The sequence below is a fragment of the Streptomyces malaysiense genome (assembly GCF_000980885.2).
GTDB lineage: Bacteria > Actinomycetota > Actinomycetes > Streptomycetales > Streptomycetaceae > Streptomyces > Streptomyces malaysiense.
This window is the reverse complement of record NZ_LBDA02000079.1, coordinates 38,529-60,242: the sequence shown is the minus strand read 5'-3', so window position 1 is coordinate 60,242 and position 21,714 is coordinate 38,529. Positions and strand designations below refer to the sequence as shown.

Below are 21,714 nucleotides of genomic sequence, written 5' to 3'. Positions count from 1 at the left end.
CCACGCGAGTGACACACCTCCGCCGCGCTCCGCCCCCTGAAAACCCCACATGCCTGCGCCACGGCTACCAGCCGTCGCGCAGGCATGTCCTGTTTTCGCAGGTGAGAGGCGCAGTGCCTGGACCGCCACCGCCTCACCCCCTCATCGAGCCGATCACGAGGCTCAAGGCCCCAGAAACGACGAAATACCGGTGAGTCACATGACTCGACCGGTAATTCGTGAACGCTTCAGGACGATCTCGTGAACGTCCCTGCTGGTGTCCGAGGGGGGACTTGAACCCCCACGCCCGATAAAGGGCACTAGCACCTCAAGCTAGCGCGTCTGCCATTCCGCCACCCGGACCAGGTGTCTGCCGCCTTGCGGAGGGCTTCCCTCGCGGCGACATGGACAACAATACCAAGGTTTCGGAGTGCGTTTCACCTGCGTATTCCGCGTGGGCGGGGCGAGGAGCGCGTGGAGCTGACGGCCGTGTACGAGGCGCTGGAGCGCGCCTACGCAGAGTGATCGTGCGTGCGGACGGCCGTTGCCCTACGGGCAGTGGACGACCTGGCCGGCGTAGGACAGGTTCCCGCCGAAGCCGAAGAGGAGCACCGGCGCGCCGCTGAGCAGTGCGCCCCGCTCGACGAGTTTGGAGAGGGCGAGGGGGATGCTCGCGGCGGAGGTGTTGCCGGATTCCGTCACGTCACGGGCGATCACCGCGTTGACGGCGCCGATCTTCTCCGCGAGGGGTTCGATGATGCGCAGGTTGGCCTGGTGCAGGACGACGCCGGCGAGGTCCTCGGGGGCGATACCGGCACGCTCGCAGGTCTGGCGGGCGATGGCCGGCAGCCGGTGGGTGGCCCAGCGGTAGACGCTCTGGCCCTCCTGCGCGAACCGCGGCGGTGTGCCCTCGATCCGTACCGCGTGCCCCATCTCCGGCACCGACCCCCACAGCACGGGCCCGATGCCAGGTTCCCGCCCCGGCGCGCACGCCTCCACCACCGCGGCCCCCGCGCCGTCGCCGACGAGGACGCACGTGCTGCGGTCGCTCCAGTCGGCGACGTCGGTCATCTTCTCGGCGCCGATGACCAGGGCACGGGTGGCCGCGCCGGCGCGGATGGTGTGGTCGGCGGTGGCCAGCGCGTGGGTGAAGCCGGCGCACACCACGTTGACGTCGATGGCGGCGGGCCCCGGGATGCCGAGCCGGGCCGCGACCCGGGCGGCGGTGTTCGGGGACCGGTCGATCGCGGTGGAGGTGGCGACGAGGACCAGGTCGATGTCGGCGGGCCCGAGCCCGGCCGCGGCGAGGGCCTTGGCGGCGGCCTGCGCGGCCAGCTCGTCCACCGGCTCGTCGGGGCCGGCGATGTGCCGGGTGCGGATGCCCACCCGCGTGCGGATCCACTCGTCGCTGGTGTCGACCATGCCGGCCAGGTCCTCGTTGGTGAGTACCCGGGCGGGCTGATAGTGGCCGATGGCGGCGATGCGAGAGCCGTGCATGACGGGGGTCCCCCTTGTTGCCGTGGTGAACGGGACCCACAGTCTGCTGAGTGACTCGCCAGTACGACGGCACGTGAAGCCACAGGAATCGTGCATACGAATTGTCGGCTCCCCTCAGCACCACGGCGCTCTCGCGTGCGGCGGGCCGCGGTCTCGTCCTCCATGTGCAGGACAATGCAGGTGCAGGATGACGAGATCTCCGCACCAAGGGCCGCTTCGGCCGCCAGCACGTACAGAACCGGGGCTGATCAGGACATGGGACGAGTCACGGAACGACGCAAGGTCATCCGTATCCGGGACGGCGCGGTCGCCACCCGGCCGGACACACTCGTCGCCGAGGAGCCCCTGGAGATCCGGCTGAACGGCAAGCCGCTGGCGATCACCATGCGCACCCCGGGCGACGACTTCGCGCTCGCGGCCGGGTTCCTGGTCAGCGAGGGTGTGCTGGCCGCCGCGTCCGACCTGCGGAACATCGTCTACTGCGCGGGCGCGACCGCCGACGGTTCGAACACCTACAACGTGGTCGACGTGCGGACCGCCCCGGGCGTCTCCCTCCCCGAGTTCACCCTCGAACGCAACGTCTACACCTCGTCCTCGTGCGGACTGTGCGGCAAGGCCAGCCTGGACGCCGTACGTACGACCACCCGCTGGCCCATCTCCGACCGTCCCCGCCTGCGCCTCACGCCCGAGTTGCTGGCCGGACTGCCCGAGCGGCTGCGGGAGGCCCAGCGGGTGTTCGACCGCACCGGCGGGCTGCACGCGGCCGCCCTCTTCACCGAGGACGGGGAACTGCTCGACATCAAGGAGGACGTCGGCCGGCACAACGCGGTCGACAAACTGGTGGGGCGGGCCCTCCAGGACGACGGGTTGCCCCTGTCCCGGACGGTGCTGCTGGTCTCCGGCCGGGCCTCGTTCGAGCTGGCGCAGAAGGCCGTGATGGCCGGGATCCCGGTGCTGGCGGCGGTGTCGGCGCCGTCGTCACTGGCGGTGGACCTCGCGACGGAGACCGGCCTGACCCTCGTCGGGTTCCTGCGGGGCAGCTCGATGAACGTGTACGCGGGGGACGACCGGATCGCCCTGGAGGAGGCGGCCAGGGACTGACGGCCACCCGGCCGGCCGATGAGCCCCGTCCGTCGGATCACGGGACGGATCACGGGACGGGCGCGCAGGAACCAGGCCTCAGGGTGTGACCACGCCCGGAAGAGACCCTGGACCACCGCTGCGACACCGGCTCGGTGGTGGTCGTGGACGGCGGCGGAACCCTGGCCCGGGAACAGTCCGGGCCGGCCGGTCTGCGGCCCTGCCCCGCCCCGGTCACCCCTCCGTGCCGGAGATCCGCGTCAACAGGAGCATGAACAGCTCGCGTTCGGCCGTCGTCAACGGCGCGAGCAGTTCCTCGTTGGCCGTCCGGGCGGCCTGCTCGCAGCGTTCGAGGAGCAGGCCGCCCTCCTCGGTGAGGGACACGGCGTTCTTACGGCGGTCCCCGGGGTCCGGCGCGCGGACGACCAGGCCGGCGCTCTGCAGGTCGTTCAGGATGCCGACCAGGTCCTTGGGATCGAGGGCGATCCCCCGCGCGAGGTCGGCCTGCGCCACGGGGGCAAGGTCGCGGACGGCGGAGAGCGCCACGTGGTGCCACATCTTCAGCCCCTCGGCGGCGAGGGCGTCGGCCACGAGGGTCCGGCCGCGCGCGGCGGCCCGGCCGAGGAGCCAGCTGGGCAGCGCACGGATCGCGGTCAGCGGCGGTTCGGGCTTCCGCGGCGGTTCGGCGCCCGGGGGAGGTTCGGTGGTTTCGGCGGTCCGGGGCGGCTTCGCGGTCGGGGACGTTTCGGCGGCCATGGTCGGCAGCCTATCCGAGAAATCATTGGACTTCCCCATGAATTTCGGCATACCGTTGGCGCCCCCAACGATTCCGCGGAGTTCGGTCTCCCCCGGCCCCGCGGCCGAACCCGCCGGTCCGACCGGTAATGGAGGTGCGATGCGTCGTGTCCGGTACGACTCCCCCGGCGGCCCCCTGCTCACCGAGCGGGCCGACGTCCCCGAGCCCGGACCCGGGCAGCTGCTCGTGCGCTGCGCCGCGATCGGGGTGACCCTGCCGGTCGTCCGCAAGGTGCGCGAGGCCGCCGAGCCGATACCGCTGGGCGGTGAACTGGCGGGCGAGGTGGCGGCGGTCGGCGCGGGGGTGACCCGGTTCCGGACCGGGGACCGGGTCACCGGGCTCTGCTTCGGGCACGGGTACGCCGAATACGCGGTGCTGGACGAGGCCATGGCCTCACCGGTGCCGCAGGGCGCCACCGAGGTGGACGCGGTGGCGCTGGTGCGCAGCGGGCTGGTGGCGCTCGGCGCCCTGTCGGCAGCGCGCCCGGAGCCGGGCGGGTCGGTGCTGGTGACGGCGGCGGCGAGCGGGGTCGGACACCTGGCGGTGCAGCTGGCGCGGTCGCGGGGAGCGGGGCGCGTGGTGGGGGCCGTGTCCGACCCGGCGAAGGCGCGGTTCGTGCGCTCCCTCGGCGCGGACGACTGCGTCCGGTACGCCGACGACAGCTGGGGATACCCCGTGGACCGCGTCCTGGACGGGGTCGGCGGCGATCTGCTCACCCCCGCCGTCGCCGCCCTCGCCCCGCACGGCCGGCTGGTCGCCTACAGCTCGGGCGGCGGGACAGTCCGGGCGTACGACCTTCTCGTGGGCGCCAAGTCGGTCATCGGCTTCCAGATGGCACTGATCGCCCGCGGCCGGCCCGAGCTGTACGAGCGGTGGCGCCGGGAGCTGTGGCGGCTGTTCGGGGAGGGGAGCGTACGACCCGTCGTGCACGCGGAGTTCGCCCTGGAGGAGGCGGCGCGGGCGCACGCGGCGATCGAGACGCGGTCCAACCTGGGCAAGGTCGTGCTGCGCCCGTGAGCCCCCGCGCCTCCGCTCCGGCAGACCCCCGGATGCTTCCGGTGGCGGGCCCCATCGTGTCGCGGGGCCGGCCCCGGCACACTTCTTGCATGACTCCAAAGGCCCAATCACCTTCGATGAGGCGCACCTTGGACATGGGATGTCCGGATGTCCGGATGTCCGGATGTCCGGATGTCCGGCCGACGGGAGGCAGGCCGCACGTGCCGTCACAGTCTTCGCGCCCGAATCAGACCCGCACTCGCCGCGGCCGCCGTCATGACGGCCGGTGGCACCACGCGGTGCTGCGCCGCGGGAGCGGGAAGCTGTCGCTGTCCGTCGACGGTGCGCAGGCTTCGGCGGCCGACGTGCCGGGCTCGGTGAGCCGTGACTCGCCCTTCGGTGTGCGCATAGGCCAGCGGAGGGACAGCCGGGCCTTCTTCACCGGCGCGATCGACGAGGTGCGTGTGTGGGACCGGGCCCTGGCCGACCGGGAGCCGGCGGACCCGAAGGCGCTGCGGTCACCGAAGGACACGGTTCTGTGGCTGCCCCTGGACCGGGTCGGCGGCCGACCCGTCGGCCCCGTCACCCGCCTCGGCCCCGGCCCCGGCGGCGCCACCGTCCCCGGCACCGTCCCCGGCACCGGCAACCCGGTCGGCGTCCCCGTCCTCGACCCCGGGGTCATGGGCGCGGCGCTTGGCGATGACCGCGCACACCATGAGCTGCATCTGGTGGAAGAGCATCAGCGGGAGCACGGCCAGGGAGGCATGGGCGCCGAACAGGACGCTCGCCATGGGCAGACCGGAGGCGAGGGACTTCTTGGAGCCGGCGAACTGGATGGCGATCCGGTCCTCCCGGCCGAAGCCCAGCACCCGGCCGCCGTACCAGGTCGCCACCAGCATCACGGCGAGCACCGCCGCCTCCACCAGCAGGAGCGCGCCGAGCCGGGCGGGGCTGACCTGGTGCCAGATGCCCTGGATCATGCCCTCGCTGAACGCGGTGTAGACGACGAGCAGGATGGAGCCGCGGTCGACCAGCCCGAGGACCTTCTTGTGCCGGGTGATGAAGGGGCCGATCCAGCGCCGCAGCAGCTGCCCGGCGAGGAACGGCACCAGCAGTTGCAGCACGATCTTGACGAGTGAGTCGGCGGAGAACCCGCCGCCGCTGTTGCCGAGCAGTACGGCGGCCAGCAGCGGGGTGATGACGATGCCGACCAGGGAGGAGAAGGAGCCGGCGCAGATGGCCGCGGGCACGTTTCCACGTGCGATGGAGGTGAAGGCGATGGAGGACTGGATCGTGGACGGCACCAGGGTCAGGAAGAGCAGGCCCTGGTAGAGGGGCTGGGTGAGGAGCACCGGCACGGTGGCGCGGGCGGCCAGGCCGAGTGCGGGGAAGACGAGGAAGGTGCAGGCCAGCACGGTGGCATGGAGCCGCCAGTGACGCAGTCCGTCCAGGGCCTCGCGGGTGGAGAGGCGGGCTCCGTAGAGGAAGAAGAGGAAGGCGATCGCGGCGGTCGAGGCGCCCGAGGCCACGGTGGCGCCGGTGCCGTGGGCCGGGAACAGGGCGGCGAGGCCCACCGTGCCCAGGAGCAGCACGATGTACGGGTCGATCGGCATCCAGCTCGGCCAGCGCAGGCGTGTCACGGTGCTCCGATGGGTGTGCGACGGGATTCCGGGCAGGCCCCACGGGGCCTCTCCTCATGATCCGCCGTCCGGCCCCGATCGGGAATCCCGTACACCACTCTCACTGTCATCATGATTCGCGATGGCGACGTACGCTGGGGTCCGTGTACGACCCCACGCAGCTGCGGACCTTCCTCGCGGTCGCCCAGACGCTGAGTTTCACCCGGGCGGCAGGCCGCCTCGGCGTGCGCCAGTCCACGGTGAGCCAGCATGTGCGCAGGCTGGAGGACGCGACGGGGCGCCCGCTGTTCGCCCGGGACACCCACTCCGTGGAACTGACCGAGGACGGCGAGGCGATGCTGGGCTTCGCGCGCCGGATCCTGGAGGTGCACGAGCAGGCATCGGCGTTCTTCACCGGGACCCGGGTGCGCGGGCGGCTGCGGTTCGGCGCGTCGGAGGACTTCGTGCTGACCCGGCTGCCGGAGATCCTGGAGGGCTTCCGTTACGACCACCCCGAGGTCGACCTGGAGCTGACGGTCGAGCTGTCCGGGATCCTGCACGAGCGGCTGGCCGCCGGGAAGCTCGACCTGGTGCTGGCCAAGCGGCGCCCGGAGGATCCGCGCGGTGCGCTGGTGTGGCGGGACGACCTGGTGTGGATCGGCGCCGAGCGGCTGCGCCTGGACGCCGGCCGGCCGGTGCCGCTGATCGTGTACCCGCCGCCCGGCATCACCCGGGCGCGGGCCCTGGAGGCGCTGGAGCGGCAGGGCCGCGACTGGCGGATCGTCTGCACCAGCGGCAGCCTCAACGGACTGATCGCGGCGGCCCGCGCGGGGCTCGGCGTGATGGCGCACTCGCGCCGGCTGATCCCGCCGGGCCTGTTCCGGCTGCCGGAGCGCGGCGGGCTGCCGGAGCTCGGCAAGATCGACTTCGTCCTGGCGCACGGCCGCCACCGGACCGGGGCGCGGGAGGCGGCGGACGCCCTCGCGGCCGCGGTCCTCGCGGGCGGGGAGCGGCTGCGGCGCCACGGCGGCTGACGGCGGTGTGGCGCTCTTCACACGGGCACGGGGGGCGATCCGGATGCCGCCGGCCGCACGGGAAGGGTATGGCGGGGCCTGGGCCGCGCCGCGCACGGCGTGGCCATGGCCGTAATCGCCCTGTACAGAGCGGTAATCGGCGCGTACAGATTCGGTGGAGATTACGCCCCCGAAACTTACTGACCCGTCAGTACCGTGTCCGCCCCTTCCCCATGTGCGGGCATTTTCCGGACAACCATCGGGCGGAAGGCGAGGTTTGCTCGGTTTCCCACCCCCTCCCCTCCACTCAGGGTGTGAGGTAGCTTTCACGGCGCTGTGCCGCACATCACCGGCGCGTTCAGGCAGCGAGGATCGGGGAGCGAGGATTGCGCGAGTTCACCAACCCGCCTCTCACGTCGGCACCGCCGGTGGGTGGTCTGGCCGACGTCGTCTTCGAGCACGCCCGGACGGATCCGGGACGGGTGGCCCTCGGCCGCAAGGACGCCGCCGGGCAGTGGCGCGACGTGACCTCCGCCGAGTTCCGTGACGAGGTCCTCGCCCTGGCCAAGGGTCTGCTGGCGAGCGGGATCCGGTTCGGCGACCGGGTCGCGGTCATGTCCCGTACCCGCTACGAGTGGACGCTCTTCGACTTCGCCCTGTGGGCCATCGGCGCCCAGGTGGTGCCGGTCTACCCCACCTCCTCCGCCGAGCAGTGCTTCTGGATGCTGTACGACGCCGAGGTCACCGCGGCGATCGTGGAGCACGAGGACCACGCGATGACCATCGCCACGGTGATCGGCCGGCTGCCGCGGCTGCGCCGGCTGTGGCAGCTGGACGCGGGCTGCGTGCAGGAGCTGTACGACGCCGGCGCGTATCTGGACGACGAGGTGGTGCACCGGCACCGGGAGGCGGTCACCCCGGAATCGGTGGCCACGGTCATCTACACCTCGGGCACCACGGGCCGCCCCAAGGGCTGTGTGCTCTCGCACGGGAACTTCATGATCGAGGCGGACAGCGTGGTGGGCCGCTGGGAGCCGGTGTTCCACTCCAAACGCGGCGACGAGGCCTCCACCCTGCTGTTCCTGCCGCTCGCCCATGTCTTCGGGCGCATGGTGGAGGTGGCCGCGATCCGGGGCCGGGTGCGCCTCGGCCACCAGCCGCAGCTGAACGCCGCGGCCCTGCTGCCCGACCTCCAGACGTTCAGACCGACGTTCATCCTGGCGGTGCCGTACATCTTCGAGAAGGTGTTCAACGCCTCCCGGCGCAAGGCGGAGAAGGAGGGCAAGGCGGGGCCGTTCGAGAAGGCGGTCGAGGTGGCGGTGCGGTACGCCGAGGCGATCGAGGCGAAGGCCTGGGGGGTCGGGCCGGGTCCGACCGCGGGGCTGCGGATGCAGCACCAGTTCTTCGACAAGCTGGTGTACACGAAGGTCAGGGCCGCGATGGGCGGCCGGATCCGCAACGCCATGTCCGGCGGCTCCGGCATGGACCGCAGGCTCGGGCTGTTCTTCGCCGGCGCGGGCGTGCAGATCTACGAGGGCTACGGGCTGACCGAGTCGACGGCCGCGGCGACCGCGAACCCGCCCGAGCACACCCGCTACGGCACGGTCGGCCAGGCGATCCCCGGGACGACCGTGCACATCGCCGACGACGGCGAGGTCTGGCTGTACGGCGGCAACATCTTCCAGGGCTATCTGAACAACCCCAAGGCGACCGACGGCTCGCTGCACGACGGCTGGCTGGCCACCGGCGACCTGGGTTCCCTCGACGAGGACGGCTATCTGACGATCACCGGCCGCAAGAAGGAGATCCTGGTGACCTCCGGCGGCAAGAGCGTCTCGCCCGGGGTGCTGGAGGAGCGGGTCCGCGACCACCCGCTGGTCAGCCAGTGCATCGTGGTCGGCAACGACCGCCCCTACATCGCGGCCCTGGTCACCCTCGACCACGAGGCCGTCGAGCACTGGCTCCAGATGCGCGGCAAACCGGCACTGGCGCCCGCGCAGCTGGTGCGGGACGCGGATCTGGAGACCGAGGTGCGGCGCGCGGTGGTCGCCGCGAACACGCTGGTCTCGCAGGCCGAGTCGATCCGCACCTTCCGGATACTGGCACAGCCGTTCACCGAGGAACACGGCCTGCTGACACCGTCGTTGAAGCTCAAACGGAAGGCGATCGAGAAGGCGTACGAGCGCGAGGTCGAGGCCCTGTACAGGTCCTGACGGGCCGGGAGGGATCCGGGTGTCCCGGGCGCGTCAGGAATGTATCGCAGTGTGTGATCGTTGACGATGGAGAACCACGTCGTCGACCAGCGAAGGATCAACGAGCTCGTGAGCAGCAAGGTCCCCCCGATCATCCTCAACAACGGCGTCGAGATGCCCCAGGTGGGCTTCGGCGTGTGGCAGGTGCCGGACGACGAGGCCGAGCAGGCCGTCGGCACGGCGCTGGAGGCCGGGTACCGCAGCATCGACACGGCCGCGGCGTACGGCAACGAAGAGGGCACCGGCCGGGCCATCGCGGCCTCCGGTCTGCCCCGCGAGGAAATCTTCGTCACCACCAAGCTCTGGAACAGCGACCAGGGGTACGACGCGACGCTGCGTGCCTTCGACACGTCGCTCGGCAAGCTGGGGCTCGACCGTCTCGACCTGTACCTGATCCACTGGCCGCTGCCGGCGCGGGACACGTACGTCGACACGTACAAGGCGCTGGAGAAGCTGTACGCCGACGGCCGGGTCCGCGCCATCGGTGTGTCCAACTTCCTGCCGGAGCATCTGCGGCGGCTCGCCGAGGAGACGTCCGTCGTCCCCGCGGTGAACCAGATCGAGCTGCATCCGCACCTTCAGCAGCACGCGGCCCGGGAGTACCACGCGGAGCAGGGCATCCGGACGGAGGCCTGGTCGCCGCTCGGACAGGGCAAGGGACTGCTGGAGGTGCCGGCGATCGTGGCGATCGCGCAGAAGCACAACCGCACTCCGGCACAGGTGGTGCTGCGGTGGCACGTGCAGCAGGGCACCATCGTGATCCCGAAGTCGGTGACGCCGTCGCGGATCAAGGAGAACATCGAGGTGTTCGACTTCAGCCTGGACGCGGAGGATCTGGCGGCGATCGGCGCGCTGAACGAGGACCGCAGGATCGGGCCCGACCCGGCCACGTTCGACATGGGCTGACGAGAGGCTTCCGGCCGCGTGTCCAGGGGCGCCCCGGACACGCGGCCGACCGGGCGCGTGGACGCGCACGGGGCGCCGGGGAACCACCCGACCGACCGGCGGCGGACCCGCGGACCCGCGGACCACCACGGTGCCGAGGGCCCGCCCGCCGTCACATCGTGTGCGCGTCCGCGTGCACCACCTCGAACTCCTCCAGCGCGACCACCGTCGCCCGTGCCTTCGCCGTGCCGGACCGGCGGATCGCGCAGAGTGCGGCGCGGGAGGCCGCCAGGGTGTGGCGGTCGGTGAAGACCGTGCCCGCGATGCCCCGGCCGCGCTCGTGGTCCAGCAGCAGCGCCGTGCGGGCGAGTCCCGGGACCGTCTCCAGACGCGGCAGCGCGGTCGCGTGGAAGGTGTCGGCCAGCAGGTCCGCGTCCCGGGGATCGAACTCCAGCCGGGCGACGCGCAGTCCGCCGCCGACGACGGGCCGCGGCAGGGCGTGGAAGACCGCGACGCGGTAGTGCTCGACGGCCACCGAGGCGGCGAACGGCTCCAGCAGCGCGGGGCGCCGCTCCCGCATCACCTCGTCGCTGTTGACCTGCGCCTCCTCGGACTCCCACCAGCTGACCGTGAGCAGTTTGCCCAGTTCGCGGTCGACGAAGACGCCCGCGCCGCGATAGCCGGGCCGCTCCTCCAGCAGATCGTGGCCCTGGCTGTTCAGGGCGCGCAGGGCCGAGTCCAGCAGGGCCGGATCCCCGGTCGCGTAGACCGTGCGTACGAACATGACGCCTCGCCTCCCGGACGCGGATGACGCGGATCCCTCCGGTGTCTCCAGTCTCGCCATGGGCATGAACCACCGCAATACGCCGGTGGTTCCGCGCGGCCGCGACCGGAGAGCTGGCACGCACATGACGCTTATGCCACTACGGAGCAGCTCGGTAAGGAAAGTTTCCTAACAGAGACGTCCCCCACCGCGCCGTTCTTGCCGCAGCGCCGCCGGATCAGTTGGGCTGACCCAGCGGACGCACGACCACGGTGTTGACATCGACCCCGGCCGGCTGCCGGATCGCCCACACCACGGAGTCGGCGATCTGGTCGGCGGTCAGCAGGTGCCCCGGCGGCAGGCTGCCGAAGCCGTCCCAGAACGGGGTCTCCACCCGGCCGGGTGCGATCAGCGTCACGCCGACGCCGAAGTCGGTGACCTGCCGCCGGGTGTTCTCGGCGAGTCCGGTGACCGCCCACTTGGTCGCTCCGTAGAGGTTGCCGGGCGTGTTCACGAACCCGGCGACGCTGCCGACGAGCACGATCCGGCCGCGCGTCTCCTTGAGCGCGTCGGCCGAGGCGCGGATCAGCAGGGCCGGGCCGAGGACGTTGGTGAGGACCATCTCGGACCAGCCGGCCGGGTCGCCCTCGGCCACCGAGTCGTGGGTGGCGATCCCGGCGTTGGCGACCACGGTGTCCAGCCGGCCGTACGCGTCGACGGTGCGGCCGACCGCGTGCCGGATGTCGTCGTACGAGGCCGCGTCGCCGACGACCGTCGTCAGCGCCTCGGGGTCGCCCAGCCCCGCGGCGAAGTCCCGCAGCCGCCGTTCCGTACGGCCGGTGACCGTGACCCGGTGGCCCGCGGCCAGCAGCTGCCGGGCGACGGCAGCCCCGATGCCGCTGCCGCCGCCGGTGATGAGCGCGACCGGAGAGTCGTTCATGGTTTCCCCCTGGATTCCGGAATGCCGGTGGACGAAGGGGAGTTCACCACTTGAAGCGCTCTCGAAGTCAAGCGGCGCGAGACGCCGCGCGCGGTCAGGACGGGCGTACCGCCGTGTGCACCGTGTGGGCGGACAGCACGAAGACGTCCGGCCGCCGGTGGACGCTCGCGGGGTCGGCCGGGTCCAGGAGCCGGTCGAGGGTGTCCTGGTCCTCGGTGGCGAGGGCGTCGCCGAAGCCCTCGCGCAGACGGCCGAGGGTGGCGGCGACGTAGGCGCGGGTCCGCTCGTCGGCCGGCGCGGGCAGGTCGAGCAGGAAGCTGCGGCTGCCGGTGTACCGCAGGCCGGCGGCGGTCAGGAGGGCCGGCCAGTCCTCGGTCTCGGCGACGGAGCCGGGCAGCTCGGTACGCATCCGGGTGAACCGGTCCTCCTCCAGCGCGTCCAGCCGTGCCTGCAGTCCCGGGCGGCCGATGCCGAGGTCACGGGGCAGGAAGCGGGAGGGCAGGCCGCCTTCGAGGAGGGCCAGGGTCCCGCCGGGGGCGAGCCGCCGTCCGAACGCGGCGAGCGCGGCCCGCTGGTCGCCGAGGTGGTGCAGGCTGCGGCTGGCCCACAGCAGGTCGGCCGGCTTCGGCAACTGGTCCAGCACGTCCGGGAGCTCACCGACGAGGGTGTCGAAGCGGTCGGTGAGGCCGAGGCGGTCGGCGCGGGCGCGGGCCCGGTCGAGGAGCGGCGCGCCGCTGTCCACGGCGACGACCCGGGCGCCTGGGAACGCCTCGGCGAACAGGCAGGACAGGACCCCGGGACCGCTGCCCGCGTCCGCGATCAGCGCCGGCTCGGCGACCTCGTCCGCGAGCCAGGACAGGACCTGCCGGTACAGGGGGGCGAACAGTTCGGCCTGGGCCTCCAGCAGCGGGCCCATCTCGTTCCAGTCCAGGTCGGTGCCGTGCCCGTGGCCGTGCCCGTGCCCCTCGCCCCGGCCCGTTCCGTGCCCCTGGCCGTGGGCGTGGTCGCCGGTTTGGTCGTGCGCCATCGTGGTCAGCCTCTCTTCCATGCCGTCAGGGTGCGACGGCGCACCGGGCGAGGGCCAGTTCCGTTGCCGACCCGGCAAATCCGTGGCCAGGGGATTGCCGGAAAACCGGATGCCCGGCCGCCTCCTCTCGTCCACCATGGCCCGCATGGGCGAAGACATGGTGGAGCGCTTCCTCGACGACGGGTTCGTGAAGATCGAGGGCGCGGTCGCGCCCCGGGTCGCCGAGGACTGCGCGCGGCTGCTGTGGCAGGAGACGGGATACGACCCGGAGGACCCCGGTACCTGGAAGGAGCCGGTGGTACGCGTCGGCGGTCTGGCGCGGGGGCCTTTCGCGGCCGCCGCCAACTCCCCCGCCCTGCACGCGGCGTTCGACCTCCTGGTGGGTGAACGACGCTGGCTGCCGCGCTACTCGCTCGGCACGTTCCCGCTGCGCTTCCCGCACCCCGAGGACCCGGGCGACGCCGGCTGGCACATCGAGGGCAGCTATCTGCCCGAGGGTGCCACCTGGTACCACACCAATCTGCGTTCGCGGGACCGGGCGTTGCTGATGCTGTTCCTGTTCAGCGAGGTGACCGAGGAGGACGCGCCGACCCGGATCCGGGTCGGCTCCCACCTGGACGTGCCGCCGGTGCTCGAACCGTACGGCGAGGCGGGTGTCTCGGGGCTGGAGATCGCACCGGAGCTGGTCGCGGCGAGCGGGCACCGGCCGCTGGCCCTGGCCACCGGCCGCCCCGGCGATGTCTATCTGTGCCACCCGTTCCTGGTGCACGCGGCGCAGCCGCACCGGGGCACCCGGCCCCGGCTGATGGCGCAGCCGGGGCTGGACCCGGTGGCGCCCTGCGAACTGGAACGGCCGGACGGGGCGTACTCACCGGTGGAGACGGCGATCCGCCGGGGACTCGGGCGGCGGACCACCAGCCGCCGCCCGTGACCCCGTCCCGGCCCCGGCCGGGACTCGTCCGGTCAGTGTCTGCGGAAGGCACGCAGCGAGAAGGTCGGGTCCGCGCGCGGGCGGTCCTGGTCCGGGAGCGCTGCGAGGCGGGCGGCGTACGTCCGCCGGCGGGGATCGCCGGGCGGCAGCAGGCTGAACCAGCCCCGGTGCAGGTCGGCGATGGTGCTGCGGGGGCTGCGGCCCTGGCCGACGCCGGGGAAGGCGGACCGCCCCGCGGGAGCGAGCCCGTGCCGGGCGGCGTGCGCGGTGACGAGGCCGGCGGCGTCCGCGGCGGGGCGGACCGGGCGGTCGGCGAGGGCGGCCTCGATGTCGCTGCCCACGTCGTGCGCGGCGGCCTTGTCGACCGTCGTGACGTACACCCCGCCCGGCCTGAGGACGCGGGCGCACTCGGCGAGGACGGCTCCGAGGTCATCGGGACCGGTCAGCAGGTGCAGCAGCCAGATGCTGGTGACGGCGTCGAAGGTGGCAGCGGGGAAGGGCAGTCGGCGGCTGTCGGCCCGGACGACCGCGCCGGGAAGCCGGACGGCGGCCCGGCGGATCATGCCCGGGGCGAGGTCGGCACCGGTCACCCGGATCGCGGGGCGGGCCGCGGCGAGCCGGCGGGTGACGATGCCGGTGCCGCAGGCGAGGTCGAGGAGGCGACCCGAGCGGTCGGGTATCAGGCCGAGGACGGCGGCCGCGGCGGCCGCGGCGCGTTCCTCGCCGCCACGTGAGGAGTCGTAGACACGGGCTTCCTTGTCGTAGTCGAGCACGACCCTCAGTGTGCGCCGTGTCCCGGGGCGATGTCCTCCACTCTGCGCGCGAGGGTGAAGTCCTTCTCGGTGAGCGTGCCGCCGGCGCTGTGGGTGGTGATGGTGAGGTCGACGGAGTGGTAGCCGAGGGTGCAGTCGGAGTGGTGGTCCAGCTCGTCCTGGATACGGGCGATGTGCGTGACCAGGGCGGCCGCGGCGAAGTGCGAGGGCAGCCGGTAGGTGCGGGTGAGCCGGTCGCCGTCCGCGGACCAGCCGGGGAGTTCGGCGAGCCGGTCCTCGATCTCCTTCTGCGACAGCGGTGCGACGGCCATGGCGCGGCTCCCTTCGGGACGGGGGCGGGTCTCCTCCCAGCCTGCCACGTGCCGGGCCCGGACGGCCGGGCGACGCGTCCGCGGGACCGATCGGACCGGTACCGGCGGGGGGGGACCGCGGATTCCGGCCCGACCTGGCGCGTCCGCGTGCGCGAGGTCGTTGTGGTGCGCGCTTCTCGTTTAGGGTCGGGGCATGACCATGGTCGCCACCGAAGCTTCCGTGTCCACCGCCACCCCCGGCAGCAAGGGGGTGGGACCGCTGCTCCGTGCCTGGCGGGAGCGGCGCCGCGTCTCCCAACTGGAGCTGGCCCTGCGGGCCGACTCCTCCGCCCGGCACATCAGTTTCGTGGAGACCGGCAGATCCCGCCCGAGCGAGGAGATGGTGCTGCGGCTCGCCGAGCACCTGGACGTGCCGGTGCGGGAGCGCAACGCGCTGCTGCTGGCGGCCGGTTACGCCCCGCGCTACCCGGAGACCCCGCTGGACGACCCCGCCCTGGACGCCCTGCGCGACGGCATGGAGCGGCTCATCCAGGGGTACGAGCCCTATCCGGCGCTGGTGGTGGACGCCGGGTACACGGTCGTGGCCGCCAACCGGGGCATCACGATGCTGCTGGACGGCATCCCGGACAAGCTGCTGCAGCCGCCGAACGCGATGCGGCTGACCCTGCACCCCGAGGGCCTCGCACCGCGGATCCGCAACCTCCGCGAGTGGCGCGGACACCTGGTGGCGCAGATGGAACGCCAGCTCGCGCTGCACCGCTCGGACCAACTGCGCGCCTTGTACGAGGAGGTGACGGCGTATCCGGTGCCCGAGAACGCGCCGGGCGAGGAGCCGGAGGAGCCGGTGCCGTACTTCGCGCTGCCGATGCGGGTCGAGCACGAGGGCCGGATCCTGTCGTTCGTGTCCTCCATCTCCACCTTCAACACGCCGATGGACGTGACCGTCGCCGAACTCGCCATCGAGACCTTCCTGCCGGCCGACCCGGCGACCGCCAAGTACCTCCAGACGCTGGCCGGTTGACCAATCCCGCCGCGGGTTGACGAACCTGTGATCCTTTGGTGCGGTCGATCCGCTGTGCGAGAGGGCGTCACGTGACAGACTGCTGCGCGCCAGGGCGGCACGGCAGGGGAGGGCGTGGCGTGAGCGAGCGGCGGGCCGCACCCACCGTGGGCCAGGTGGTGCTCGGCAGACGGTTGCAGGAACTACGCGAGGCGGCCGGGCTCAGCCGTGAGGAGGCCGCCGGTGTACTGCGGGTCGCGGCGGCCACGGTCCGCCGTATGGAGACGGCCGAAGTCTCCCTGAAAATACCGTACTTGCAGGTACTCCTCGACACCTACGGGGTGGCGCGGGAGGAGGCGGCCACGTTCGTGCGGCTGGCGGAGGAGGCCAACCAGCCGGGCTGGTGGCAGCGGTTCCACGATGTGCTGCCCGACTGGTTCAGCCTCTACGTCAGCCTGGAGGGCGCCGCCCGGATCATCCGGTCCTACGAACCGCACTTCGTGCCGGGACTGCTCCAGACCGAGGCGTACGCGCGGGCGGTGATGGAGGCGGGGACGATCGGGCAGAGCGAGCCCGAGGCGGTGGAGCGGCACGTGTCGCTGCGGATGGAACGGCAGCGGCTGCTGGAGCGCGACGATCCCCCGCACCTGTGGGTGATCATGGACGAGACGGTGCTGCGGCGGCCGGTGAGCACGTCCGCCGACGTCATGCGCGACCAGCTGGACCGGCTGGTGGAGTGCGCCGGGCAGGACCGGATCACGCTCCAGGTCGCGGAGTTCGCGGCGGGCCCGCACCCGGGGACGTACGCGCCGTTCACGCTGTTCCGGTTCGCCGAGCCGGAGTTGCCGGACATGGTGTTCACCGAGTATCTGACCGGCGCCCTGTACCTGGACGCGCGGCGGGAGGTCGCCGCGCACCTGGAGGTGCTGGACCACATGACGGCGCGGGCCGCCTCGGCGCGGCGCACCCGGGAGATCCTTCGGGAGTACCGGGCACGGTTCTGAGCCGTACAGGGCGCGCCGAGCGCCCGGGTGTCCGTCCGGCGGGCCCGGGGTGCCACGCCCGCGAGGGGAGCGCGGCACCCGGGTGCCCGGAAGCGCGGCCCGGGTCAGGCCAGTTCGGCGGTCAGGGTGATCGTCGTACCGGTGAGCGCCTGGCTGACCGGGCAGTTCTTCTTGGCGTCCTCGGCGGCCGACCGGAAGCCCTGCTCGTCCAGGCCGGGCACCTCGCCGCGCACGGTGAGGTGGATGCCGGTGATGCCCTCACCGGGCTGGAAGGTGACGTCGGCCTTGGTCTCCAGCCGGGTGGGCGGGGTGCCGGCGCCGGCCAGGCCGTGGGCGAGGGCCATGGAGAAGCAGCTGGAGTGGGCGGCCGCGATCAGCTCCTCGGGGCTGGTCCTGCCGTTCGCCTGCTCGGCGCGCGACGGCCAGGACACCGGCTGCGCGCCGATGCCGGAGGAGTCGAAGCTGACGACGCCCTGGCCCTCAAGAAGGTTGCCTTCCCATTCGGTGTGCGCGGTGCGCGTGGTGGCCACGATGGTTCCTTTCGCGAGGGGGCGGTCCCGATACCGGGTGTCCGGGATCCCTATCCGATCACATCCGTGCGGCACGGGCGGGGGTTCGGCGGTGTCCGGGGGACGCGTCGTCAGGCCGCCCGCTCGTCCTGCTCGACGGCGGCCGCGCCGAGCGGGACCTCGGGTCCGGACAGCTCACCGAGCCAGCGGCGCAGTACGTGGTGCACCTGCTCGGCCCCGGTCAGCCGCTCCCCCGGCGCGGCGGGCTCGGACAGCTCCAGCGGGGACATCAGGAACGGGCGGGACTGGGCGCCGCCGAGCCCGCCGTGGGAGCCGATCTGCTCCTCGAAGGCGAGCACCTCGCCGTCGGCGGGCTCGTACGCGGAGTTCACCATGATGTCGGCGGTGTGCGGGAAGGAGTGGGTGCGGCGCACCGCCTCGACGGCGCCGGATCCGAAGCGCGCCAGCGGGCCGGGGTCGCGGTCGAGGTCGGCCAGCGGGATCTCGGTGCCGCCGGGGCCGAGCACCACGCCGTCGTGCGCCTCGCTCGCCACCAGCAGGAAGCCGACGCCCGGGTGGTCGGCGAGGGTGGCGAGCAGGGCGGGGTGGCGGGCGTCGATCTCCTCCTTGGTCATGCGGTGGCGCACGTCCGGGAAGGAGACGAGGCCCAGGTTGCCGGAGGCCAGTACGACGGGCTCGCGGCGGCGGGCGGGGCGGTGCCGCTCGCCCTCCTCCACGGGCCGGCGCAGGGCGGCGCGCACGGCGGCCCGCGCCTCGGTACCGCTGTGCGTGTGTTCCGCGCGGCGCGGCACGTGCAGTCCGCAGCCGGCCCGCACGAGGTCGCCGAGGGTGAGGCCGTAGCGGGCGCGGAAGGTCTCGCCGGGACTCTGCCCGTGGTCGGAGAGGACCACCAGGCGGTACGGGCGCGGGGCGTGGTCGGCGACCCGGGCGAGCAGGGCGAGGCTGCGGTCGAGGCGGGTGAGCACCTTCTCGGCGTCGCGGCTGTGCGGTCCGGAGTGGTGGGCCACCTCGTCGTAGGCGACGAGGTCGGCGTAGACGGCGGTGCGTCCCGCGAGCATGTCGCCCATCACCGCGGCGACGACGACGTCCCGTTCCACGACGGTGGCGAAGGCGCGGACCAGCGGGTAGAGGCCGCCGCGGGAGACACGGGGGCGCTGCCGGCGGATCCGGGCGCGGAGTGACTCGCCGATCTCGCGGGCCACCTCGGCGACGAAGGACAGGGCGGTGCGCACGGCGTTGGCGGGGTCGGAGAAGTAGGCGAAGTACCCGGCGCGCGAACGGTTCTCCCGGCTCCGGCGGCCCGCTATGGACAGGACGAGGGCCTGCTCCCCGGCGCCGCCGCTGAAGAGGTTGCCGCGGCTGGCGCCGTCCTCTGTGAGCAGTCCGCCGTCACCGGTGTGCGCGACGGCGCGGCGCTGGAGTTCGGCGGCGCTCGTCGGCCGGTTGCAGACCATCACCTCCCCTCGGTCCTTCTCGTACCAGCGGAAGGCGGGGACGTCGTAGGTGCTGCCGTGCAGGATGCCGAGCTGGCTGGCGCCGGTCTGGCTGGACCAGTCGGTGTGCCAGGGGGTGAGCCGGTGGGTCGCGGGCCGGGTGCCCCCGTCCGCCGCCAGCCGGCGGGCGATCGCGGGCATCAGCCCCTTGGCCACTGCCCTGGTCAGCACGTCGTGGCCGACGCCGTCGAGCTGGAGGACGACGAGGCCGGGGGTCGTGGCGCAGGGCGGGTCGGTTCTTCGGCGGCGGGCGGCGAGGCGGTGCAGCCGGTGCCGGTACGCCTCGTCGTCGCGGACGGCGAGGGCACCGCCGGTGGCCGAGGCGACGGCCGACATGACCGCGGCCACGATGACGGCGGTCTCCGGCGCGACCGCGCCCCGGCCGGTGGGGTTCAGGCGCAGGGCGACCAGCAGCAGCGAGCCGTTGAGGAAGAAGACCAGCAGGCCGAGGACGAGGGCCGGGACGAGCAGCAGCAGCCGGACGAGCAGCGGCCACACCACGGCGGACAGGATGCCGAAGGCACCCGCGCCGAGGGCGGCGGTGAGCGCGATCCGGGTGGCGCTGTCGCCGTCGGCGGACTGGAGCCGGAAGTCGGGCAGGAGCAGCGCGAGGGCCAGCATGGTGAGCGTGGAGACGGCCCATACGGCGACGCTGCGCCCGATCTGACTGGCGATCCGCCGCCACCCTACGCCCCGCACGCCCGCGCTTCCTCCGCCTCGACCCTCCCCCGCCCCGCGGCGAGGTCACCGTCCCGGTGCGCTGGGGCGACCGGGCCGCCCTCCACCTTGTCATACCGGCCGGGAGCCCCCCGAAGGAGTGACGGGGGTCTCACCGTCCGCCGTGCCCCGGGATCACCGTCCGTCGTACCCGGCGGTCGGCATGGACAGCCGGCGGTGCACCCGGGCCTTCATCTGCGCGTCGTACGACGGCTCCGCCCGGCCCACCGTGACCACGCGCACCCCGCGCCGCGCGCACTCGGCGGTGAACTCCTCGACGGACGACAGGGCCCGGCGCAGCACCCGCAGGCTGGGCGCCACGAACACGTCCACGCCGGGGCGTACGCCGTCCCACAGGGCGCGGTGGTCGAAGCGGAGCCCGCCGACGAGCAGTTCCCGGGCGACGACGTAGCCGTGTTCGTCGGCCCAGCGGGCGCACATGGCGTGCTGGGTGCGGCTGTCGACGAGGAAGGGGTCGGCGTCGAGCTCCTCGAGGGGGGTCAGGCTGGCGATGGCGATGACCCGTGCGGGTGTGCGCGCGCCGGAGGCGCCCCGTGGTTGTCCCATGGCGTCCCCCTCACCTCCGGTTTTCGCCGCCGACCCTACTCCTGCCCGTAGGCTTCGGACAGGCGCGTGAAGGAGGCGAAGAAGGTGCCGGTGGAGATCACCTGGTGGGGCCATGCCACCTGCACGATCGAAGACTCGAACACACGAGTGCTCACCGATCCCCTGTTCGCCAGCCGCCTCGCGCATCTGCGCCGCCGACGGGGAGCGCTCCCCTCGGACGAGGCCCGGCGCGCCGACGTGGTACTCGTCTCCCACCTGCACGCCGACCATCTGCATCTGCCGTCGCTGGAGGCTCTCGACCCGGGCACGCGCCTGCTCATACCCCGGGGCGCACTCCGGGTGGTGCCGGGTGCGCGCCGGCTGCGACACCTCCATGTCACCGAGGTGGCGCCGGGGGACGGGATACGCGTCGGCGATCTGCTGGTGCGGGTGGTGCCCGCGCGGCACGACGGGCGGCGGCTGCCGGTGGGCCCGCACCGCTCGCCCGCGCTGGGGTTCGTGATCGAGGGGGAGGCCCGGACCTACTTCGCCGGGGACACCGGGCTGTTCGACACGATGGCCGACTGGGTGGGGCAGGTGGAGGTGGCGCTGCTGCCGGTGGGCGGCTGGGGGCCGTTCCTCGGGGAGGGGCACCTGGACGCGGGCCGCGCGGCACGGGCCCTGGACCTGCTGGCACCGCGGGCGGCGATACCGGTGCACTACGGGACGTACTGGCCGATCGGCATGGACGCGGTGCGGCCGCACGAATTCCACGCGCCGGGCGACGAGTTCGTGCGACTCGCCGCCGTGGCCGCTCCGAAGGTGGCCGTGCACAAGCCGGCGCACGGCGAGAGGGTCCGGCCGGAGGTCGCCCGGTGAGCCGGTCGGCGGCCGCGGCGGCGCTGGCCGCGGCGACGGGGTCCGCCGTGCCGCCGGAGTCGACGCAACAGGCGCTCGGCTACCCGTCGTTGTTCCTGCTGGTGCTGATCGGCGCGTTGGTGCCGGTGGTGCCGACCGGGGCGCTGGTGAGTTCGGCGGCGGTGGTGGCGTTCCATCAGACGGCGCCGTTCTCAATGGCGTTGGTGTTCGCCACGGCGTCGCTCGCGGCGTTCCTCGGGGACGCCGCGCTGTACTGGCTGGGATGGCGCGGGATGCGGTCGCGGGGCGGGTCCCGGTGGCTCCGGGCGATACGGTCGCGGGCACCGGAGGAGCGGCTGGAGCGGGCGCGGGGCAAGCTGGCCGACCACGGGGTGGCGGTGCTGGTGCTGTCCCGGCTGGTGCCGGCCGGGCGGATTCCGGTGATGCTCGCCTGTCTGATGGCCGAGTGGCCGCCCCGGCGGTTCGCGCGGGGGAACGCGGCGGCGTGCCTGGCGTGGGCGGCGACGTATCAGGTGATCGGGATCGTGGGGGGTTCGCTGTTCCCCGAGCCGTGGGAGGGGGTGGTGGTGGCGGTGGCGGTGACCGTCGCGATCAGCGCGGTTCCCGGTGTGGTGCGGCGGTTGCGGTAGCGGCGCGGGAGCGTAGGCGCGGGTCTCGGGTGCGGGTCGTACGCGGTCGTTCGC

Annotated in this window: 21 protein-coding genes, 1 tRNA gene and 1 pseudogene; 11 read left to right on the top strand and 12 right to left on the bottom strand. The window is 73.1% G+C overall.

The window, feature by feature from the left end; all coding sequences use genetic code 11:
* Nucleotides 1-254: 254 nt before the first annotated feature.
* Together VT52_RS28725 and VT52_RS28720 are read right to left on the bottom strand one after the other, a co-directional pair.
* A tRNA-Leu gene (locus VT52_RS28725) sits at nt 255-342 on the bottom strand.
* 186 nt (nt 343-528) lie between these two features.
* Nucleotides 529-1,476 carry a beta-ketoacyl-ACP synthase III gene (locus tag VT52_RS28720; protein ID WP_046418160.1) on the bottom strand — a complete coding sequence of 316 codons (948 nt, stop codon included), beginning with the start codon at nt 1,474-1,476 and terminating at the stop codon, nt 529-531.
* Between the two features lie 255 nt (nt 1,477-1,731).
* Between VT52_RS28720 and fdhD the strand changes: the two genes are divergently transcribed.
* Nucleotides 1,732-2,577 (top strand): formate dehydrogenase accessory sulfurtransferase FdhD, encoded by an 846-nt coding sequence (gene fdhD, locus VT52_RS28715; protein ID WP_046418163.1) that lies wholly within the window; start codon nt 1,732-1,734, stop codon nt 2,575-2,577.
* A gap of 213 nt (nt 2,578-2,790) precedes the next feature.
* On the opposite strand, the gene VT52_RS28710 is transcribed toward fdhD, so the two are convergent.
* Nucleotides 2,791-3,312: a MarR family winged helix-turn-helix transcriptional regulator gene (locus VT52_RS28710; protein ID WP_079175339.1), complete on the bottom strand. Its 522-nt coding sequence runs from the start codon at nt 3,310-3,312 to the stop codon at nt 2,791-2,793.
* Between the two features lie 139 nt (nt 3,313-3,451).
* Between VT52_RS28710 and VT52_RS28705 the strand changes: the two genes are divergently transcribed.
* Both VT52_RS28705 and VT52_RS36205 read left to right on the top strand, forming a co-directional pair.
* Entirely contained in the window at nt 3,452-4,369 is a 918-nt protein-coding gene (locus tag VT52_RS28705; protein ID WP_046418165.1) for a quinone oxidoreductase family protein, read from the top strand.
* 32 nt (nt 4,370-4,401) lie between these two features.
* A pseudogene (locus VT52_RS36205) lies at nt 4,402-4,914 on the top strand (LamG-like jellyroll fold domain-containing protein); the annotation flags it as partial.
* Here the strand turns inward: VT52_RS36205 and VT52_RS28695 are convergent.
* Nucleotides 4,867-5,988, bottom strand: coding sequence for a bile acid:sodium symporter family protein (locus tag VT52_RS28695; protein WP_079175338.1), 1,122 nt, complete (start codon nt 5,986-5,988; stop codon nt 4,867-4,869). The pseudogene VT52_RS36205 and the gene VT52_RS28695 sit on opposite strands and share 48 nt — an antisense overlap.
* Nucleotides 5,989-6,131: 143 nt before the next feature.
* On the opposite strand from VT52_RS28695, the gene VT52_RS28690 reads away from it, so the two are divergent.
* From VT52_RS28690 to VT52_RS28680, 3 genes are all read left to right on the top strand, one after another.
* Complete coding sequence (locus tag VT52_RS28690; RefSeq protein ID WP_046418167.1) at nt 6,132-7,001, top strand: LysR substrate-binding domain-containing protein; 870 nt, start codon at nt 6,132-6,134, stop codon at nt 6,999-7,001.
* A gap of 365 nt (nt 7,002-7,366) precedes the next feature.
* Entirely contained in the window at nt 7,367-9,193 is a 1,827-nt protein-coding gene (locus tag VT52_RS28685; protein ID WP_046418170.1) for an AMP-dependent synthetase/ligase, read from the top strand.
* 108 nt (nt 9,194-9,301) lie between these two features.
* Nucleotides 9,302-10,138, top strand: a complete 837-nt coding sequence (locus tag VT52_RS28680) for an aldo/keto reductase (protein WP_046418265.1) — start codon at nt 9,302-9,304, stop codon at nt 10,136-10,138.
* Between the two features lie 151 nt (nt 10,139-10,289).
* On the opposite strand, the gene VT52_RS28675 is transcribed toward VT52_RS28680, so the two are convergent.
* The 3 genes from VT52_RS28675 to VT52_RS28665 all read right to left on the bottom strand — a co-directional run bounded on the left by VT52_RS28675 (nt 10,290) and on the right by VT52_RS28665 (nt 12,847).
* On the bottom strand, nt 10,290-10,901 hold the full coding sequence (locus tag VT52_RS28675; protein ID WP_046418171.1) for an antibiotic biosynthesis monooxygenase family protein: 612 nt from the start codon (nt 10,899-10,901) through the stop codon (nt 10,290-10,292).
* A 217-nt stretch (nt 10,902-11,118) separates the two neighbouring features.
* On the bottom strand, nt 11,119-11,820 hold the full coding sequence (locus tag VT52_RS28670) for an SDR family oxidoreductase (protein ID WP_046418173.1): 702 nt from the start codon (nt 11,818-11,820) through the stop codon (nt 11,119-11,121).
* Between the two features lie 94 nt (nt 11,821-11,914).
* Complete coding sequence (locus tag VT52_RS28665) at nt 11,915-12,847, bottom strand: class I SAM-dependent methyltransferase (protein WP_046418178.1); 933 nt, start codon at nt 12,845-12,847, stop codon at nt 11,915-11,917.
* Nucleotides 12,848-12,992: 145 nt separating this feature from the next.
* Here VT52_RS28665 and VT52_RS28660 point away from each other — a divergent pair, with 145 nt between their 5' ends.
* Nucleotides 12,993-13,778 carry a phytanoyl-CoA dioxygenase family protein gene (locus tag VT52_RS28660; protein WP_046418267.1) on the top strand — a complete coding sequence of 262 codons (786 nt, stop codon included), beginning with the start codon at nt 12,993-12,995 and terminating at the stop codon, nt 13,776-13,778.
* A gap of 32 nt (nt 13,779-13,810) precedes the next feature.
* On the opposite strand, the gene VT52_RS28655 is transcribed toward VT52_RS28660, so the two are convergent.
* Together VT52_RS28655 and VT52_RS28650 are read right to left on the bottom strand one after the other, a co-directional pair.
* The gene (locus tag VT52_RS28655; protein ID WP_046418181.1) at nt 13,811-14,551 is read right to left on the bottom strand and encodes a class I SAM-dependent methyltransferase; all 741 of its coding nucleotides are present in this window, start codon (nt 14,549-14,551) and stop codon (nt 13,811-13,813) included.
* A gap of 5 nt (nt 14,552-14,556) precedes the next feature.
* Nucleotides 14,557-14,862, bottom strand: a complete 306-nt coding sequence (locus tag VT52_RS28650) for a 4a-hydroxytetrahydrobiopterin dehydratase (RefSeq protein WP_046418183.1) — start codon at nt 14,860-14,862, stop codon at nt 14,557-14,559.
* A gap of 193 nt (nt 14,863-15,055) precedes the next feature.
* Between VT52_RS28650 and VT52_RS28645 the strand changes: the two genes are divergently transcribed.
* Nucleotides 15,056-15,883: a helix-turn-helix domain-containing protein gene (locus VT52_RS28645; RefSeq protein ID WP_046418186.1), complete on the top strand. Its 828-nt coding sequence runs from the start codon at nt 15,056-15,058 to the stop codon at nt 15,881-15,883.
* A gap of 119 nt (nt 15,884-16,002) precedes the next feature.
* Nucleotides 16,003-16,866 carry a helix-turn-helix domain-containing protein gene (locus VT52_RS28640; RefSeq protein ID WP_046418188.1) on the top strand — a complete coding sequence of 288 codons (864 nt, stop codon included), beginning with the start codon at nt 16,003-16,005 and terminating at the stop codon, nt 16,864-16,866.
* A 104-nt stretch (nt 16,867-16,970) separates the two neighbouring features.
* Here the strand turns inward: VT52_RS28640 and VT52_RS28635 are convergent, their stop codons facing one another.
* From VT52_RS28635 to VT52_RS28625, 3 genes are all read right to left on the bottom strand, one after another.
* Complete coding sequence (locus VT52_RS28635) at nt 16,971-17,396, bottom strand: OsmC family protein (RefSeq protein WP_046418190.1); 426 nt, start codon at nt 17,394-17,396, stop codon at nt 16,971-16,973.
* 110 nt (nt 17,397-17,506) lie between these two features.
* Nucleotides 17,507-19,588 carry an alkaline phosphatase family protein gene (locus VT52_RS28630; protein ID WP_046418192.1) on the bottom strand — a complete coding sequence of 694 codons (2,082 nt, stop codon included), beginning with the start codon at nt 19,586-19,588 and terminating at the stop codon, nt 17,507-17,509.
* Between the two features lie 153 nt (nt 19,589-19,741).
* Nucleotides 19,742-20,173, bottom strand: coding sequence for a hypothetical protein (locus VT52_RS28625; protein WP_046418194.1), 432 nt, complete (start codon nt 20,171-20,173; stop codon nt 19,742-19,744).
* 84 nt (nt 20,174-20,257) lie between these two features.
* Here VT52_RS28625 and VT52_RS28620 point away from each other — a divergent pair, with 84 nt between their 5' ends.
* Together VT52_RS28620 and VT52_RS28615 are read left to right on the top strand one after the other, a co-directional pair.
* The gene (locus VT52_RS28620; RefSeq protein ID WP_046418270.1) at nt 20,258-21,031 is read left to right on the top strand and encodes an MBL fold metallo-hydrolase; all 774 of its coding nucleotides are present in this window, start codon (nt 20,258-20,260) and stop codon (nt 21,029-21,031) included.
* Entirely contained in the window at nt 21,028-21,660 is a 633-nt protein-coding gene (locus VT52_RS28615; protein ID WP_240509913.1) for a DedA family protein, read from the top strand. Before VT52_RS28620 ends, VT52_RS28615 begins: the two co-directional genes overlap by 4 nt.
* Nucleotides 21,661-21,714 lie beyond the last annotated feature (54 nt).